The sequence below is a fragment of the Sphingomonas sp. genome (assembly GCF_039594485.1).
Lineage (GTDB): Bacteria > Pseudomonadota > Alphaproteobacteria > Sphingomonadales > Sphingomonadaceae > Sphingomonas.
In genome coordinates this window covers 174,369-187,878 of record NZ_JBCNNI010000001.1, presented here as the reverse complement: position 1 = coordinate 187,878, position 13,510 = coordinate 174,369, and the positions used below count along the sequence as shown (strand labels likewise).

General features: G+C 65.4%; 14 protein-coding genes. 2 read left to right on the top strand and 12 right to left on the bottom strand.

Features of this window, described 5'->3' with window-relative positions:
* Positions 1–4: 4 nt before the first annotated feature.
* The 3 genes from ABDV78_RS00910 to ABDV78_RS00900 all read right to left on the bottom strand — a co-directional run bounded on the left by ABDV78_RS00910 (position 5) and on the right by ABDV78_RS00900 (position 3,795).
* Positions 5–1,480, bottom strand: coding sequence for a porin (locus ABDV78_RS00910; RefSeq protein WP_343525271.1), 1,476 nt, complete (start codon positions 1,478–1,480; stop codon positions 5–7).
* A 111-nt stretch (positions 1,481–1,591) separates the two neighbouring features.
* Positions 1,592–2,941, bottom strand: a complete 1,350-nt coding sequence (locus ABDV78_RS00905) for an MFS transporter (protein ID WP_343525270.1) — start codon at positions 2,939–2,941, stop codon at positions 1,592–1,594.
* Positions 2,938–3,795, bottom strand: a complete 858-nt coding sequence (locus ABDV78_RS00900) for a substrate-binding domain-containing protein (RefSeq protein ID WP_343525269.1) — start codon at positions 3,793–3,795, stop codon at positions 2,938–2,940. Before ABDV78_RS00900 ends, ABDV78_RS00905 begins: the two co-directional genes overlap by 4 nt.
* A gap of 161 nt (positions 3,796–3,956) precedes the next feature.
* Between ABDV78_RS00900 and ABDV78_RS00895 the strand changes: the two genes are divergently transcribed.
* Positions 3,957–5,216 carry a cation:dicarboxylase symporter family transporter gene (locus ABDV78_RS00895; RefSeq protein ID WP_343525268.1) on the top strand — a complete coding sequence of 420 codons (1,260 nt, stop codon included), beginning with the start codon at positions 3,957–3,959 and terminating at the stop codon, positions 5,214–5,216.
* Here the strand turns inward: ABDV78_RS00895 and ABDV78_RS00890 are convergent.
* From ABDV78_RS00890 to ABDV78_RS00850, 9 genes are all read right to left on the bottom strand, one after another.
* On the bottom strand, positions 5,172–6,074 hold the full coding sequence (locus ABDV78_RS00890; RefSeq protein WP_343525267.1) for a LysR family transcriptional regulator: 903 nt from the start codon (positions 6,072–6,074) through the stop codon (positions 5,172–5,174). The genes ABDV78_RS00895 and ABDV78_RS00890 overlap by 45 nt on opposite strands.
* Before the next feature lie 200 nt (positions 6,075–6,274).
* Positions 6,275–6,445: a (2Fe-2S)-binding protein gene (locus ABDV78_RS00885; RefSeq protein ID WP_343525266.1), complete on the bottom strand. Its 171-nt coding sequence runs from the start codon at positions 6,443–6,445 to the stop codon at positions 6,275–6,277.
* A gap of 102 nt (positions 6,446–6,547) precedes the next feature.
* Complete coding sequence (locus ABDV78_RS00880) at positions 6,548–7,357, bottom strand: RNA methyltransferase (RefSeq protein ID WP_343525265.1); 810 nt, start codon at positions 7,355–7,357, stop codon at positions 6,548–6,550.
* Between the two features lies 1 nt (position 7,358).
* Positions 7,359–7,631, bottom strand: coding sequence for an HPr family phosphocarrier protein (locus ABDV78_RS00875; RefSeq protein WP_343525264.1), 273 nt, complete (start codon positions 7,629–7,631; stop codon positions 7,359–7,361).
* Complete coding sequence (locus ABDV78_RS00870) at positions 7,628–8,035, bottom strand: PTS sugar transporter subunit IIA (RefSeq protein ID WP_343525321.1); 408 nt, start codon at positions 8,033–8,035, stop codon at positions 7,628–7,630. Before ABDV78_RS00870 ends, ABDV78_RS00875 begins: the two co-directional genes overlap by 4 nt.
* Before the next feature lie 18 nt (positions 8,036–8,053).
* Positions 8,054–8,965: an RNase adapter RapZ gene (rapZ, locus tag ABDV78_RS00865; RefSeq protein ID WP_343525263.1), complete on the bottom strand. Its 912-nt coding sequence runs from the start codon at positions 8,963–8,965 to the stop codon at positions 8,054–8,056.
* Positions 8,965–9,417 (bottom strand): HPr kinase/phosphatase C-terminal domain-containing protein, encoded by a 453-nt coding sequence (locus ABDV78_RS00860; protein WP_343525262.1) that lies wholly within the window; start codon positions 9,415–9,417, stop codon positions 8,965–8,967. Before ABDV78_RS00860 ends, rapZ begins: the two co-directional genes overlap by 1 nt.
* The gene (locus ABDV78_RS00855) at positions 9,414–10,979 is read right to left on the bottom strand and encodes a stimulus-sensing domain-containing protein (protein ID WP_343525261.1); all 1,566 of its coding nucleotides are present in this window, start codon (positions 10,977–10,979) and stop codon (positions 9,414–9,416) included. The genes ABDV78_RS00860 and ABDV78_RS00855 overlap by 4 nt, the downstream gene beginning before the upstream one ends.
* On the bottom strand, positions 10,948–11,655 hold the full coding sequence (locus ABDV78_RS00850) for a response regulator transcription factor (protein ID WP_343525260.1): 708 nt from the start codon (positions 11,653–11,655) through the stop codon (positions 10,948–10,950). The genes ABDV78_RS00855 and ABDV78_RS00850 overlap by 32 nt, the downstream gene beginning before the upstream one ends.
* 200 nt (positions 11,656–11,855) lie before the next feature.
* On the opposite strand from ABDV78_RS00850, the gene ABDV78_RS00845 reads away from it, so the two are divergent.
* Complete coding sequence (locus tag ABDV78_RS00845; RefSeq protein WP_343525259.1) at positions 11,856–13,463, top strand: phosphoenolpyruvate carboxykinase; 1,608 nt, start codon at positions 11,856–11,858, stop codon at positions 13,461–13,463.
* Positions 13,464–13,510: the final 47 nt, after the last annotated feature.

The following is a 13,510-nucleotide window of genomic DNA, read 5'->3' as shown; positions in this document are numbered from 1 at the left end:
GCGGTTAGAACGCGATTTGCGCGCGGCCGATCAGTGTCTGTCCATGATCGGTCGCGCCCGATCTCTGAGTTGGATTGGCGATGGTCCAGTCGATGGCGTTCAGTTGCAGCCGCACGAAATTGTTCAGATACCAGTTCACTCCAAGCGTCAGCGCGGTGCCGCGTCCGCCGGTGGCATTGTCGCTATAGTCCAGTTCCTCATAGCGGGTCGCGAGTTCGATCGCCCCGCGCCCGCCCGAGGTGACGGGGCGCAGCACCTTTGGGCGACTCCAGACGCCGCCACGCGAGAGATAGGGGGAGTTCTCGCCGGTCAGGAACCATCCGGCCGACACGGCCCAGGCGGATTGGTCGATGCGGGTACCTGCAATATTCTCCAGCCGCCGTCCGCCATATTCGCCATAGGCCCAGAGTGCGCGCCGGAAGAGGCCCAGTTCATAGCCGAGGGCATTCCCCGACCGGGCTCCCGTAAAGGTGCCCGGCAGGATACGCAGATTGTCATTGAAGAAGCCCCCCACCGCGATGCTGCGACTGGGTCGCGCGGCATCGGCGGCAATCCGTTCGTGAAAGCCCCATAGCCCCAGATGGACGAGCCAGTCGGCGGTCCTGATCGGGTTCCAGTGCGCGCGCGCGCCGATCGTCAGTCCGTCGCTTTCGTTACCCGGATTGCTGATATCGTCGCCCGATACCTGAACGCCGACATGCCAGCCGTCGCCATAGACACGCGCGGCCGCGCCCAGTCCGAAAAAACCACGCACCGGAATGATGCCCTGGCCCACGAAATTACGCTCCACAAACGGGACCGAGATCGTGCCGCTCGAACCATCGAGCCCGCGATCGTTCAGCCGGTTACCCAATGCGAATTCCGCCTGCTGCCCCATGAAGGCTGTGGTCCAGGCGATGTAAGCCGACTTGATCGCCACCTCATTGTCCGCGAAATCCCCCTCCAGCAGATAGGACAGGTGCTTGCCGATCCCGCCCTCGAACCCCAGTCGCAAGGATCGGGCCTGGGTGGCAGTCATGTTGCGTCCCGGCTGTTCGCTGCCGGTCGTGGTCGCCCAGTCGATGAGCGCGCGGCCGCGTGGGCGGAAGGAAAATCGTCCATCGGCACTGGTGAATTCGGGCGTCCCCTTCGACCAATCGATATGGCCATCGTCCCTCTGCGCACGCTCGATCCGCGCCAGCCTTTGCTCCAGCGACGGAGGATGCGCGTCGGATGGCAGCGCCTGGCCCAGCGGGGCCGGGGGGCGTGCTTGAGCGAGCGCGGCGGGGGGAGCGGCTGACGCGGGCGAGGCGATCGTCGCGGCATCGGCCGCAGGCCGGGCGGCTGCGCCCTCAATCGCCGCCAGCCTTGCCTCCAGCCGCGCGATCTGGGCCTGTTGAGCCTCGACCAGCCGGGTCAGCCGGACGACGTCATCGCCACTCTGGGCGGCGACAGGCACGGACGCGGACAGGCCGATGACGAGCAGCGCTCCTCGATACATGGCACGAAAGATCCTCTCGGGGGCCGGGCGAGAGGCTGCATGGCCATCGCCTCGATATGAAATCAGGGGTCGCCGCGCCCCGGGGGGGAAGGGCGCGGCGAGGGAAGAGGCTCAGTGGGCGGCGCGGCGCGTGACGCGCGATCCGATCACCAGAGCCAAGAGGGACAGCAGCGCGGCGGCGGCGCACCAGGCGCCGGGGATCGCCTTGTCGCCGGTCGCACCGATCAACGCCGTGCTGATCGCCGGCGTGAAACCACCGAAGATGGCCGTGGCCAGGCTATAGGCCAGGCTGAAGCCCACGGTGCGGACATGCGCGGGGATCACCTCCGTCAGGTACACGATGAACGCGCCATTATAGGTGGCATAAATGGCGGCGAGCAGCAGTTCGACGGCCAGCAATCGGCCGAAGCTGGGCGCGGCGACCAGCCAGCTCATCAGCGGATAGGCCAGGACCAGACCACACAGCGTAGCCGCGATCAGCAAGGGCTTGCGTCCGATCCGATCCGACAGGGCCCCCATCACCGGCAGCAGGACGAAGTTGGTCACGCCGACACAGGCGGTCACGAACAGCGCCGCGCCCGGTGTCAGCGAGAGCACCTTGTTGCCGAACGTGGGGGTATAGGCGGTGATCATATAGAAGAAGACGGTCGTCATCACCGCCATCAGCGCGCCCTGAAGCACGATGCCCCAGTTGCCGCCGATGGTGCGGATGATCTGCGACAGCGGGGGGTGCTCCTTGCGCTTCAGAAAGGCCTCGGTCTCCTCCATGTGGCGACGAATGATGAAGAGGAACGGGATCATGACGCAGCCGATGATGAACGGAATGCGCCAGCCCCAGTCCTGCATGGTTACCGGATCGAGGCTGGTCGACACGAGCAGCCCGATCAGCGCGGCGAAGACCACTGCCGCCTGTTGGCTGGCCGACTGCCAAGAGCAGAAGAAACCGCGACGATGGGGGGGCGCGATCTCGTTGAGATAGACCGACACGCCGCCGACCTCGACACCGGCGGACAGGCCCTGCACCAGACGGCCGATCAGGATGATGATCGGCGCGGCGAGGCCGATCTGCGCATAGGTGGGGGTGACGGCGATGGCGAGCGTGCCCAGTGCCATCAGGCCCAGCGTCAGGAGCAGGCCCTGGCGGCGACCGTGACGGTCGATATAGGCGCCCAGCACCAGTGCGCCGACGGGCCGCATCAGGAAGCCCGCGCCGAAGGTCATCAGCGTCAGCATCAACGACGCGAACTCGCTGCCCGTCGGGAAAAACGCCTTCGAGATGTAGGTGGCGTAATAGCCGAACACCATGAAGTCGAACATTTCGAGGAAGTTGCCGCTGGCGACGATGAAGATCGACTTGAAGGCGGAGCTGCGACGCTCGGAAGAGGGGACGGGTGGCATCATATCGGTCGCGGTCGGCTGGCCCGTGGCGGCGGCAGGAAGGGATGCGGTTGCCTGATTCATGGCTTGGCCTTTTGCGAAGCGGGTTCCAATCCGCTGTCGCGGATGATCGAATGAGCTTTGGGGGAGGCGAGATAGGCGATCAGCGCACGTGCCTCGGTCTGACGCGGCGAATAGGCGACGACCCCGGCGGAGAAGGGTGTGACCTTCTGCAGGGATTCTGGAACCAGTCCGATGATATGGATGCCCTTGACGGGCTTCAGTTCGCTCAACTGCTGGAAGCCAATCTCCGCCTGGCCGCTGGCTACGATCCGCCCGACCGGGGTGGCGGGGATCATGCGGCCCTTGGCGCGGACCTGATCGGCGATGCCCAGCCGGTCGAGCATGATCGACTGGATGTAGACGCCGGAGGCGCTGTCCGACCACGCGACAGATTTGGCGTGGATCAGGGTGTCACGCAGCGCGTCCGGCGTGGCGATATCGGGCACCGTCGCGCCCGCCTTCACCGCGACCGCGATCTTGGAGAGGCCCAGATCGGTGACGATGCCGGGGGTGACGCTGCCCTGTTCGGCCAGCTTGTCGAGCGCGCCGCGCGCGAGGATGACGACATCCGCGTCCTCGTGCCGGGCCAGCCGGGCGGGAATCGCCTGCGGCGTGTCGCCCATCGAGGGACCGTGTTCGGCGACGACATGGACGCCGGTGTCACGTTCATATTTGGCCGCCAGCGCATGAAAGGCCGCCGTAAAGCCGCCGGACGTGACGACATGCAGTTCGCGCACCGCAATCGGTCGAGACTCGCGCGCGGCGACGGCGCTGGACAGCGCCGAAACCCCGAGAAGCAGGGCGAAACCGAGCGCGCCACGCCGGGGCAATATCGTCCTTTGCCGGGACGGCGGTGTTTGAAACGGCACGGTCATGCATACCTCTCATGCTGGCCCCGCTTAGCGGCGGGCTCTCTTTGTGACAGAGGCTTGAGTGATCGTGCCTCAACGGGCAGTAAGCATCACGATCCATCGATCAATCAAATGCAATGATCGGTCCGCTTTATGTGTTATGTGCATAAATGAGAGGAGACAGGTTGCACGCCTTTCGGCACCTATATGCCCAGATGCTGCTCGGGATCGTCGCGGGCACGGTGATCGGCACGCTTGCTCCGGCCCTGGGGCGCGATCTGGGGCCGCTGGGCATCGCGTTCGTGAAGGCGATGCGGATGATGGTTCCGCCGGTTCTGTTCTGTACCATCGTCGAGGGGATCGTCCGCCACGGCGCGGCGCGCGATACGGGTGCGACCGTGCTTCGAAGCCTGATCGTCTTTCTGGGGATCACCCTCGCCGCCCTCGCGATAGGGCTGGGGGTGACGCTGCTGCTCCAACCGGGGCGCGGCCTGCCCCTTCCGCCATATGCCGAGGCTGCGCAGTCGCTCGAACAGCAGTTGGCGGGGCGACACATCACGGGGGCGGGCGACTTCCTGGTGCGGATGGTGCCCGATACACTGTTCTCGGCCTTTACAGCGGGCGATGTGCTGCCGGTGCTGTTTGTCGCAGCCCTGGTTGGCTTCGGGTTGTTGCGCATCGGCGACGCGGGCGCGCCGATCGTGCGAGGCATCGAGGCGCTGACCCGGCTTCAGTTCGCGATCTTCGGTTTCCTGATCCGTGCGGCGCCAGTCGGTGCGTTCGGTGCGATCGCCTATACCGTCGGCACCTATGGTATCGGCTTTATCGGCTCGCTGGGACTGCTGGCGGCGGCGTTGGCGGCGGCCTGTGCGGTGCTGATCGCGGCATTGACTCTCCTGGTCTGGGTGGCGACGGGGATCGGCGGTGCGCGGCTGCTGCGAGAGTTTCGTGACGAGATACTGATCGTGCTTGGCACCTCCTCTACCGAAGTCGTGCTGCCCCGCCTCATCCTGAAGCTGGAGGCGTTGGGATGCCCGCGCAGGGTGGTGGGGTTGACGATACCGCTCGGCTACTCGCTCAATCTGGCGGGCACGGCGGTCTATCTGGTGGTCGCCACGCTGTTCCTGGGCGAGGCCCTGGGCGTCGTCCTGTCGCCGACCCGGATCGCCGCCTATCTGGCAGTCATGCTCCTGACATCGAAGGCGGCGGCGGGGGTTACCGGCAGCGGCTTCTCGGCCCTGCTGCTCACGCTGTCGCTGATGCCCGATATACCGGTCGGAGCGGCCGCGATGCTGATCGCGGTCGACCGCTTCCTTTCCGAAATTCGCGCCCTCACCAGTGCGACGGCCAATGTCGCCGCCTCGCTGCTGGTTTCGCGCTGGGGCGGAGCAAAACTCGGGTCAGCGCAGGCCCCAGGCGTCGGAGAGCAACTCCATCAGTCGTGATGCGGCGGGCGACAAGGTCGCGGTGGGGCGGCGGAGCACACCGATCGTCCGAACGACCTCCGCGCCTCGCACGGGCCGCCATACCAGGTCGCGCGCATCGGGGCCCTGACATGCCAGCCTTGGCAAAACCGACGGGCCCAGGCCCGCATGCACCAATGCCAGGGCCGATGTCAGCCGGGTCACTTCATAGAACCAGCGCAGTTCGATTCCAGCGCGCGCCAACCCGGCATCCAGCGCAGTCCGATTGCCGCTGCCCGGATGGACCGTCACCAGCCGCATGCCCGCCAGGTCGCTCCAGGCCGGGTCGGCAAGGCGAGCCAGCGGGTCGTCCGCGCGACAGACCAGGCCATAAGGATCATCGGTCAGAGGTTCATAGACCAGGTCGCCGTCCGAGGCGACGGGCAGGGTGATGCCGAATTCGGCCTCGCCGGTCCGCACCGCCTCGGCGCATTCGGTCGCCGACAGGTCCAGGACACGGACCCGGACGTTGCGATAGTCGCGACCCAGAACTTCCAGCACGTCGGGCAGGAACCGGACGGTGGCGCTGGGAATGCTGGCCACGGTCAGCCGTCCCGCCTGCCGCTCACCCAGCGCCATCATGCCCAGAAGCGAGCCGTCCATCTCTTCGAGCAGCCGGCGCAGCAGCGGGACGATCTCCTGCCCCGCGGGGGTCAGTCGCACGGTCCGCGTGGTTCGCTCCAGCAGCGGCGTGCCGACCGTCGCCTCCAGCTTCTGGATCCGGCGGGTCAGCGCGGGTTGCGAAAGGTTCAACTGTTCGGCGGCGCGCAGGAAGCTCTTGCCGTCCGCGATGGCCACCAACGCCCGGATGTCCAGAAGCTCGCAATTCAAAGGGGCCATGAAAGACCGTAGCATCAAAGGCTTTGCCTCTGCCAGTCCGCTAGGATGGGCTGACGCTTAACGCACAGACTGGGTCATCGGCCGCGTCGAAACGGCGATCCAGTATGCGATCACGGGCCTTGGCAGGCGTCTTGGCGATCGGACCAGCCGAGGCTCAAGACGTCGCTTCGACAAACCAGGGGACTGAGTGTCCGCCGGGATTACGCTGCCGTGCGCTCCTCGTCGATGATCGCGCGGGCAAGGGGGACGCATTGGCCGCATTTGGGCTGGCGACCGAGCGCGCGGTACATTTGACAGGGAGTCATCGATCCCGCCCGCGCCGCGTCACGGACCTGGGATTCCCGAATGGCATTGCAAACGCAGACGACCAAGGGTGCCCTCCAACAAAAGCTGGCCCTTAGTACCGCTAATGCGACTGGATCGCAAGTCTCTTGCAAGTCGTTTGCAGAAAAAATACTGGGCGTGCCAGGCGGCTACCTCTTGGCGCCGCCCTGCTGCGCCAGCACCTCATAGGCCATCACGGCCGTCGCAATGGCGGCGTTCAGACTGTCCGCCTTGCCGAGCATCGGAATCTTGACGAGCAGGTCGCATGCCGCCGCATAATCGTCCGGCATACCCTGCGCTTCGTTGCCGGTCAGCAGGAATGTCGGAGCGGTATAGGATGCGCCGCGATAGTCGAAATCAGTGTCGAGACTGAGTCCGACCAACTGCCCCGGCCCCCGGCGCAGCCAGTCCAGGAAAGGCTGCCACTCGGTCCGCACGATCGGAACGGTGAACAGCGCGCCCATGCTGGCGCGTACCGCCTCGACCGAAAAGGGATCGACGCATTCACCAACCAGGATCAGGCCCCCGGCGCCGACTGCGTCCCCGGTTCGCAGGATGGTGCCCAGATTACCCGGATCTCGCAGCCGCTCGGCGACCAGCCAGATGCCCGCCGATGACCGGTCGAGGTCGTCGAGCGTGACGGCGAACTCCTCGAACACGCCGACCACCGCCTGCGGATTGTCCTTGCCCGACAGCTTGGACAGGATGTCGGGCGTGGTCTCGATCGCCTCGCCGTCCGATGCCTCGACGGCCTCAATCAACTCGCGCACCAGCGGATGGCCCGCCGATGGCTTGGCAAAGAACAACAGGGTGGGCAGGCGGCCGGTTTCGCGCGCTTCGGTCAGGATGCGCAGGCCCTCGGCCAGGAACTGGCGCGCCTGCCGACGATGGCGCTTGTCGCGCAGATCGCGCGCCCACTTGATCAGCGGGTTGGAATAAGCCGTAATCTCACGAGGCATATTAGTCTTCGCCGAACTTCGCTTCCACCAGCGCCACCAGCGCTTCGACCGTGGCGTCGGCGCCATCGCCGTCCGCGCTGATCGTGATGGTGTCTCCCATCGCCGCACCGAGCATCATCAATCCCATGATCGAGGTGCCCGTCACCGTGCTGCCGTCCTTGCCGACCCGAACCTCGCAAGGTTGCGAGGAGGCGAGGGTGACGAACTTGGCGCTGGCGCGGGCGTGAAGACCCCGGCGATTGGTGATCAGGACGCTTTGCGACCGTTCCGTCATGCGGCGGCCTCGCCCAGCACTTCGGAGGCGACGGAGATATATTTGCGTCCCGCCTCCCGCGCGGCGGCAACGGCGTCGACGACCTTCATCGACTTGCGCGCCGAACCCAGGCGGATCAGCATGGGCAGGTTCATGCCCGCGATCACCTCGACCCGGCCACGTTCCATCAGCGAGATGGCGAGGTTGGAGGGCGTCCCCCCAAAAAGATCGGTCAGGACGATCACGCCCCGCCCCGCATCGACGGCGGCAATCGCGCCCGCGATGTCGGCGCGACGCTCTTCCATGTCATCCTCGGGCCCGATGGCGATCGTCGCGATCCGCTCCTGTGGGCCGACCACATGCACCATCGCGGTCACGAACTCATCGGCGAGCCGCCCGTGCGTCACCAGAACCAGACCGATCATGTCAGACACGCATATCCATCATTGTTTGGCCGGCCTCGCTTCGAGTGAGTCTTTTGGCACGGCGCTCAAATCACGATGTACCACCGTGGGCGAAAAACCGTTCTGGCGCAACCGCCCAGCGATCCTGTCCGCAACATGAACGGACCGATGTCTCCCTCCGGTACATCCGATCGCGATGGTGATATAGGATTTGCCCGAGGCGATGTAACGGGGAACGAGCGTCTCAAGCAGCCCCTCGATCTGGCCGACCGAGCTTTCATAGGCGGGATCCTGCCGGATATAGTCGACCACCGGCTGATCCAGCCCGGTGCCGGGGCGCAGTTCGGCCGACCAGTGGGGATTGCGCAGGAAGCGCATGTCGAAGACGAGATCGGCGTTGCGCGGCAACCCTTTGGAGAAACCGAACGACATGACGGTCAGCACCGGCTCGCTCAGGCCGTTGACCGCATAATTGGCGCGGATCCATTGCCCCAGATCGTTGCTGGTCATGTTGGTGGTGTCGAGCAGACGATCGGCCATGTCGCGAACCGGCGTCAACAGCATCCGTTCATGGGCAATGCCATCGTCCGCCGCCCGGTCCATCGCCAGCGGATGCCGGTGGCGGGTCTCGGCATAGCGGCGCTTCAGTTCCTCGCCGCCGCAATTGAGGAACAGCGTCTCGATCGCCAGACTTGGGCTTTCGTTCAGTCGCCGGACGCGCTGGGTGATCTGCGCCGGGTCGAAATCGCGGGTGCGGACGCCCAGGCTGATGGCGAGCGGCCGGTTCTTGCCCTCCATCCCGGTCGGCGGCGGCGCGTCGAGCAGGCCATCGAGCAGGAACAGGGGAAGGTTGTCGACCACCTCCCAGCCGAGATCCTCGAGCGTCTTGAGCGTGGTCGACGTACCCGCACCGGACATGCCGGTCACGAGCAGGATTCGTTTGCGCTCCATCACGGACGTTCCTTGAGGCGTGCTAGCAAAAGCTCGACCTTGATTACGGCCGAAGCGGGAAGCGGGTTCAGGCGATGACAGGGCAGGGTCACCCCCGCGATGATCGTCGTGGTCGGATCGGGCAGGCGCTCCTCCTCGCCCAGATCGATCACCAATGCAACCGTCGCATGGGAGCGGTTAGGCCGGGGCAGGATGCCCACACCCCGGACCTCGATCAGCCCCGCGATGGTTTCGGGGACGGTCACGCGCAGCCCGTCCGCCTCGGCAACCGCATGGACATAATCATCGGCCACCAACTCCGCGCCCCGGTCGATCAGACGGAGCGCGAGATCCGATTTGCCCGATCCCGATGGACCACGAAGCAGGACACCGACGCCCTCGATCGTGACGCAGGTCGCATGGATCAGCACCGCATCAGGGGGCGGGGGGGGCGGGGCCGGATCGGAGTTCATGCGTCGGGCGCTCGCGGAAGCTTGACGACGAAGCGCGCGCCGCTCAGCCGATCCTCGCGCGCCTCGACATAAAGGCGGCCCTGGTGCGCCTCCACGATGGTCCGCGCGATCGCGAGCCCCAGGCCCGAATGCTCGCCGAAATGTTCTCCACTGGGGCGGACCGAATGGAACCGGCGGAAGATCGCCTCACGCGCTTCCTCGGGAACGCCGGGACCTTCGTCTTCCACACGAACGATCCAGTCGCCCTGCTCGCGCGCCAGGCTGATCGCAACGACCGCGTTATCCGGCGAGAAGGACAGCGCGTTGGCGATCAGGTTTTCGAACACCCTTTCCAGCCTTGCACCCTCGCCCGAGACGATGGCGGGTCCGGGGATTGTCGAGTCGAAGCGCAGCCGGATACCACGTTCGACCCCGCGCGCCTCGCGCTGGGCGATCAGCCCCTGGATCAGCGCCTGGAGGTCCACCGGATCGAATTTCGCCCGGCTGAGCTGGGCATCCAGACGCGACGCGTCGGAAATGTCGGTGATCAACCGATCCAGACGCCGGACGTCGTCGCGGACGATCGCCAGCAACTGCGCCTGAAGATCGGGATCGCGAACGGCCTCCAGGCTGTCGACCGCCGACCGGAGCGACGCAAGCGGGTTTTTCAGCTCATGCGTCACATCGGCCGCAAAGGCCTCAGTCGCGTCGATTCGCGCCCGCAGTGCCAGACTCATGTCCGACAGCGCGCGGGCCAGCATTCCCAGTTCGTCGCGGCGATCGGGCAGCCTGGGCACCACCACCTCGCGCGCCCGGCCCAGCCGGACCCGGACGGCTGCCCGCGCCAGCCGTCTCAGGGGACGGACGATGGTGCGCGCGAGGAACAGCGACAGCAAGACGGAGATCAACGCGACGAGCGCCAGCAGCACGCTCAACCGAAAACGTTCGATCCGCACGGTTTCGGTGATGAAGCGGGCATTCTCGGTCGACATGATCGCCCCCCCGCCGGGCAGGGGTGCGGCGGCGGTGATGACCGGGGTGCGATCGGGTGCGCGCCATACCGAACCCGAAATCATGCCCCGCCGGGCTGCCTGCACGTCGGGCCATTCCGCGCCCTCACGCCGTTCGCGATAGAGCGGCGGTCGCGCGGCACCGACCACCGTATCGATCCCCGCGTCCAGGAAGCGCGCGATCGACTGCCCCCAATCCTGCTTGTCGGGGTCGCGGAGGATGAAATTGCGGACGCCCAGCGTCCGGCTGTCGGCGGACGGGCGCCCATCCGAATCGAACAACCGGATTCGCCCACGCGTATCGTTGGCGATCCGCACGATCAGGCCATCGCGTTCGCCCGGCCGGACCGACGCCAGCGCTTCCCCGATCAGCCGGACTTCGCGCAGCGCCTGTGCGACCCGGTTGTCGAGCAGGCGTGCCCGATAGGAATCGAGATAGAAGAACCCGCCCGCCAGCAGCAACAGCGCGAAGATGTTGAGCGCCAGAATCCGCTGGGTCAGCGAAATCTGGCCCGACCAGCGCAGCGCGAGGTCGGGGGCTTCACTCTTCGGAGAATCGGTAACCGGCGCCATAGAGCGTCTCGATGGCATCGAATTCGGGATCTACCTGACGAAACTTGCGGCGCAGGCGCTTGATATGGCTGTCGATCGTCCGGTCGTCGACATAGATGTCGTCCTGATAGGCGGCGTCCATCAACTGGTTGCGGGTCCGCACGATGCCGGGCCGCTGGGCCAGCGTTTCCAGGATCAGGAATTCGGTCACGGTCAGGGTGACCGGCTCGCCCTTCCACGTCACCTTGTGGCGGGCGGGGTCCATGGCGAGTTGGCCGCGGGTCAGCGGGCCCTGCGCCTCTGCCGCGGGCATACCCTGCGCCTGCCCTGTTGCTTCGGACCGGCGCAGGATCGCTCGGATCCGTGCGATCAACAGGCGTTGCGAGAAGGGCTTGGCGATATAATCGTCCGCGCCCATCGCCAGGCCCAGCGCTTCGTCCAGCTCGTCATCCTTGCTCGTCAGGAAGATGACCGGAATCTGACTCTTCTCACGCAAACGGCGTAGCAGTTCCAGACCATCCATGCGCGGCATCTTGATATCGAAGATCGCGAGATCGGGCGGATTGTCGATCAACGCCTTCAGCGCGGCCTCGCCATCGGCATAGATGCGGGTCAGAAACCCTTCGGCCTGGAGCGCGATGGAAACGGAGGTCAGGATGTTCCGGTCGTCATCGACCAGCGCGATCGTGGCGGTCATGCGGAAAATGTGCCTTGGGAGCGATCGGCCATGCGCATCGGTTAGGCCAAAGCGAGGCACGGCTCAACCGCCTTTGCGCATTCGGTTGTTTGACGTGTTTAACAAAACGGCTATGACGCTTTCAGCGCATGGGGCATCTCATGCGACCGAAAACAGTAACGGGCGGCAAGACCCGGCAGCGAGGGATAGAGGAAGCTCTTATGAACGAACGGATTCCAGAAATCGGTCTGGCGGCCCAGGGGATCGAGACCCGGGCGACTCTGCACTGGAACCTGGTGACGGCCCGACTCATCGAAACGGCGGTGGCGCGCGGCGAGGGCAAGCTGTCCGCCGATGGCCCGCTGGTCGTGGAAACCGGCGAGCATACCGGCCGTTCGGCGCAGGACAAGTTCATGGTCCGCGACGCCGAAACGCGTGATACCGTCTGGTGGGGCAAGACCAACAAGCCGATGAGCCCCGACGATTTCGCTGCGTTGAAAGCCGATTTCTTCACGGCGCTGGGCCAGAAGGAAGACCTGTTCGTCCAGGACCTCTATGGCGGATCGCAGCCCGAACACCGCGTTCGCGTTCGGGTCGTGACCGAACTTGCCTGGCACAATCTGTTCATTCGCACGATGCTGGTCCGCCCCGAAGAGCAGGAACTCCGCAAGTTCGTCGCCGACTACACGATCATCGACCTGCCGAGCTTCCGTGCCGACCCGGCGCGTCACGGTTGTCGCTCCTCGACTGTCATCGCGGTCAACATGACCGAGAAGCTGATCCTGATCGGCGGCACGCGCTATGCGGGCGAGATGAAGAAGTCGGTCTTCGGCCTGCTCAACTATCTGCTCCCGACGACTGGCGTGATGCCGATGCACTGTTCGGCCAATATGGGCGTGGATGGCTCGACGGCGGTGTTCTTCGGCCTGTCCGGCACGGGCAAGACCACATTGTCGGCCGATGCCAGCCGCACGCTGATCGGCGATGACGAGCATGGCTGGTCGGATACGGCGGTCTTCAATTTCGAGGGCGGCTGCTATGCCAAGATGATCCGTCTTTCGCCCGAGGCGGAACCCGAGATCTTCGCGACGACCAAGCGGTTCGGCACAGTCCTGGAAAATGTCGTCATGGACCCGGTGACGCGCCAACTCGACCTGGACGACAACAGTCTGGCCGAGAACAGTCGGGGTGCCTACCCGATCGACTTCATCCCCAACGCGTCGAAGGACAATATGGGGGGCGTGCCACGCAACATCGTGATGCTGACGGCCGACGCTTATGGCGTCCTGCCGCCGATCGCCAAGCTGACGCCGGAGCAGGCCATGTATCACTTCCTGTCGGGTTACACCGCCCGAGTCGCGGGAACAGAAATCGGCGTGACCGAGCCGGATGCGACCTTCTCGACCTGCTTCGGTGCGCCGTTCATGCCCCGTCATCCTTCCGTCTATGGCAACCTGCTGAAGGAACGGATCGCCAAGGGCGGAGTCGATTGCTGGCTGGTCAACACCGGCTGGACTGGCGGCAAATACGGCGTCGGTCATCGCATGCCGATCAAGGCGACCCGTGCGCTCCTCAATGCGGCGCTTGATGGCAGCCTGAATCAGGCGGAGTTTCGGACCGATCCGAATTTCGGCTTTCAGGTGCCGGTTGCCGTTCCCGGCGTCGATCCGGCGATCCTCGATCCGCGCGATACCTGGTCGGACAAGGCCGCCTATGACGCCACCGCCGCCAAGCTGGTCGATCTGTTCAACGAGAATTTCAAGCAGTTCGCCGATCATGTCGACGAAGGTGTCCGCAGGGCGGCGCCGAAGGTGACGGTCGCGGTCTAGTCAGTGGGGGGAGGGGACCTGTGGCCAGTTCCTTCCCCCGGCCCGGA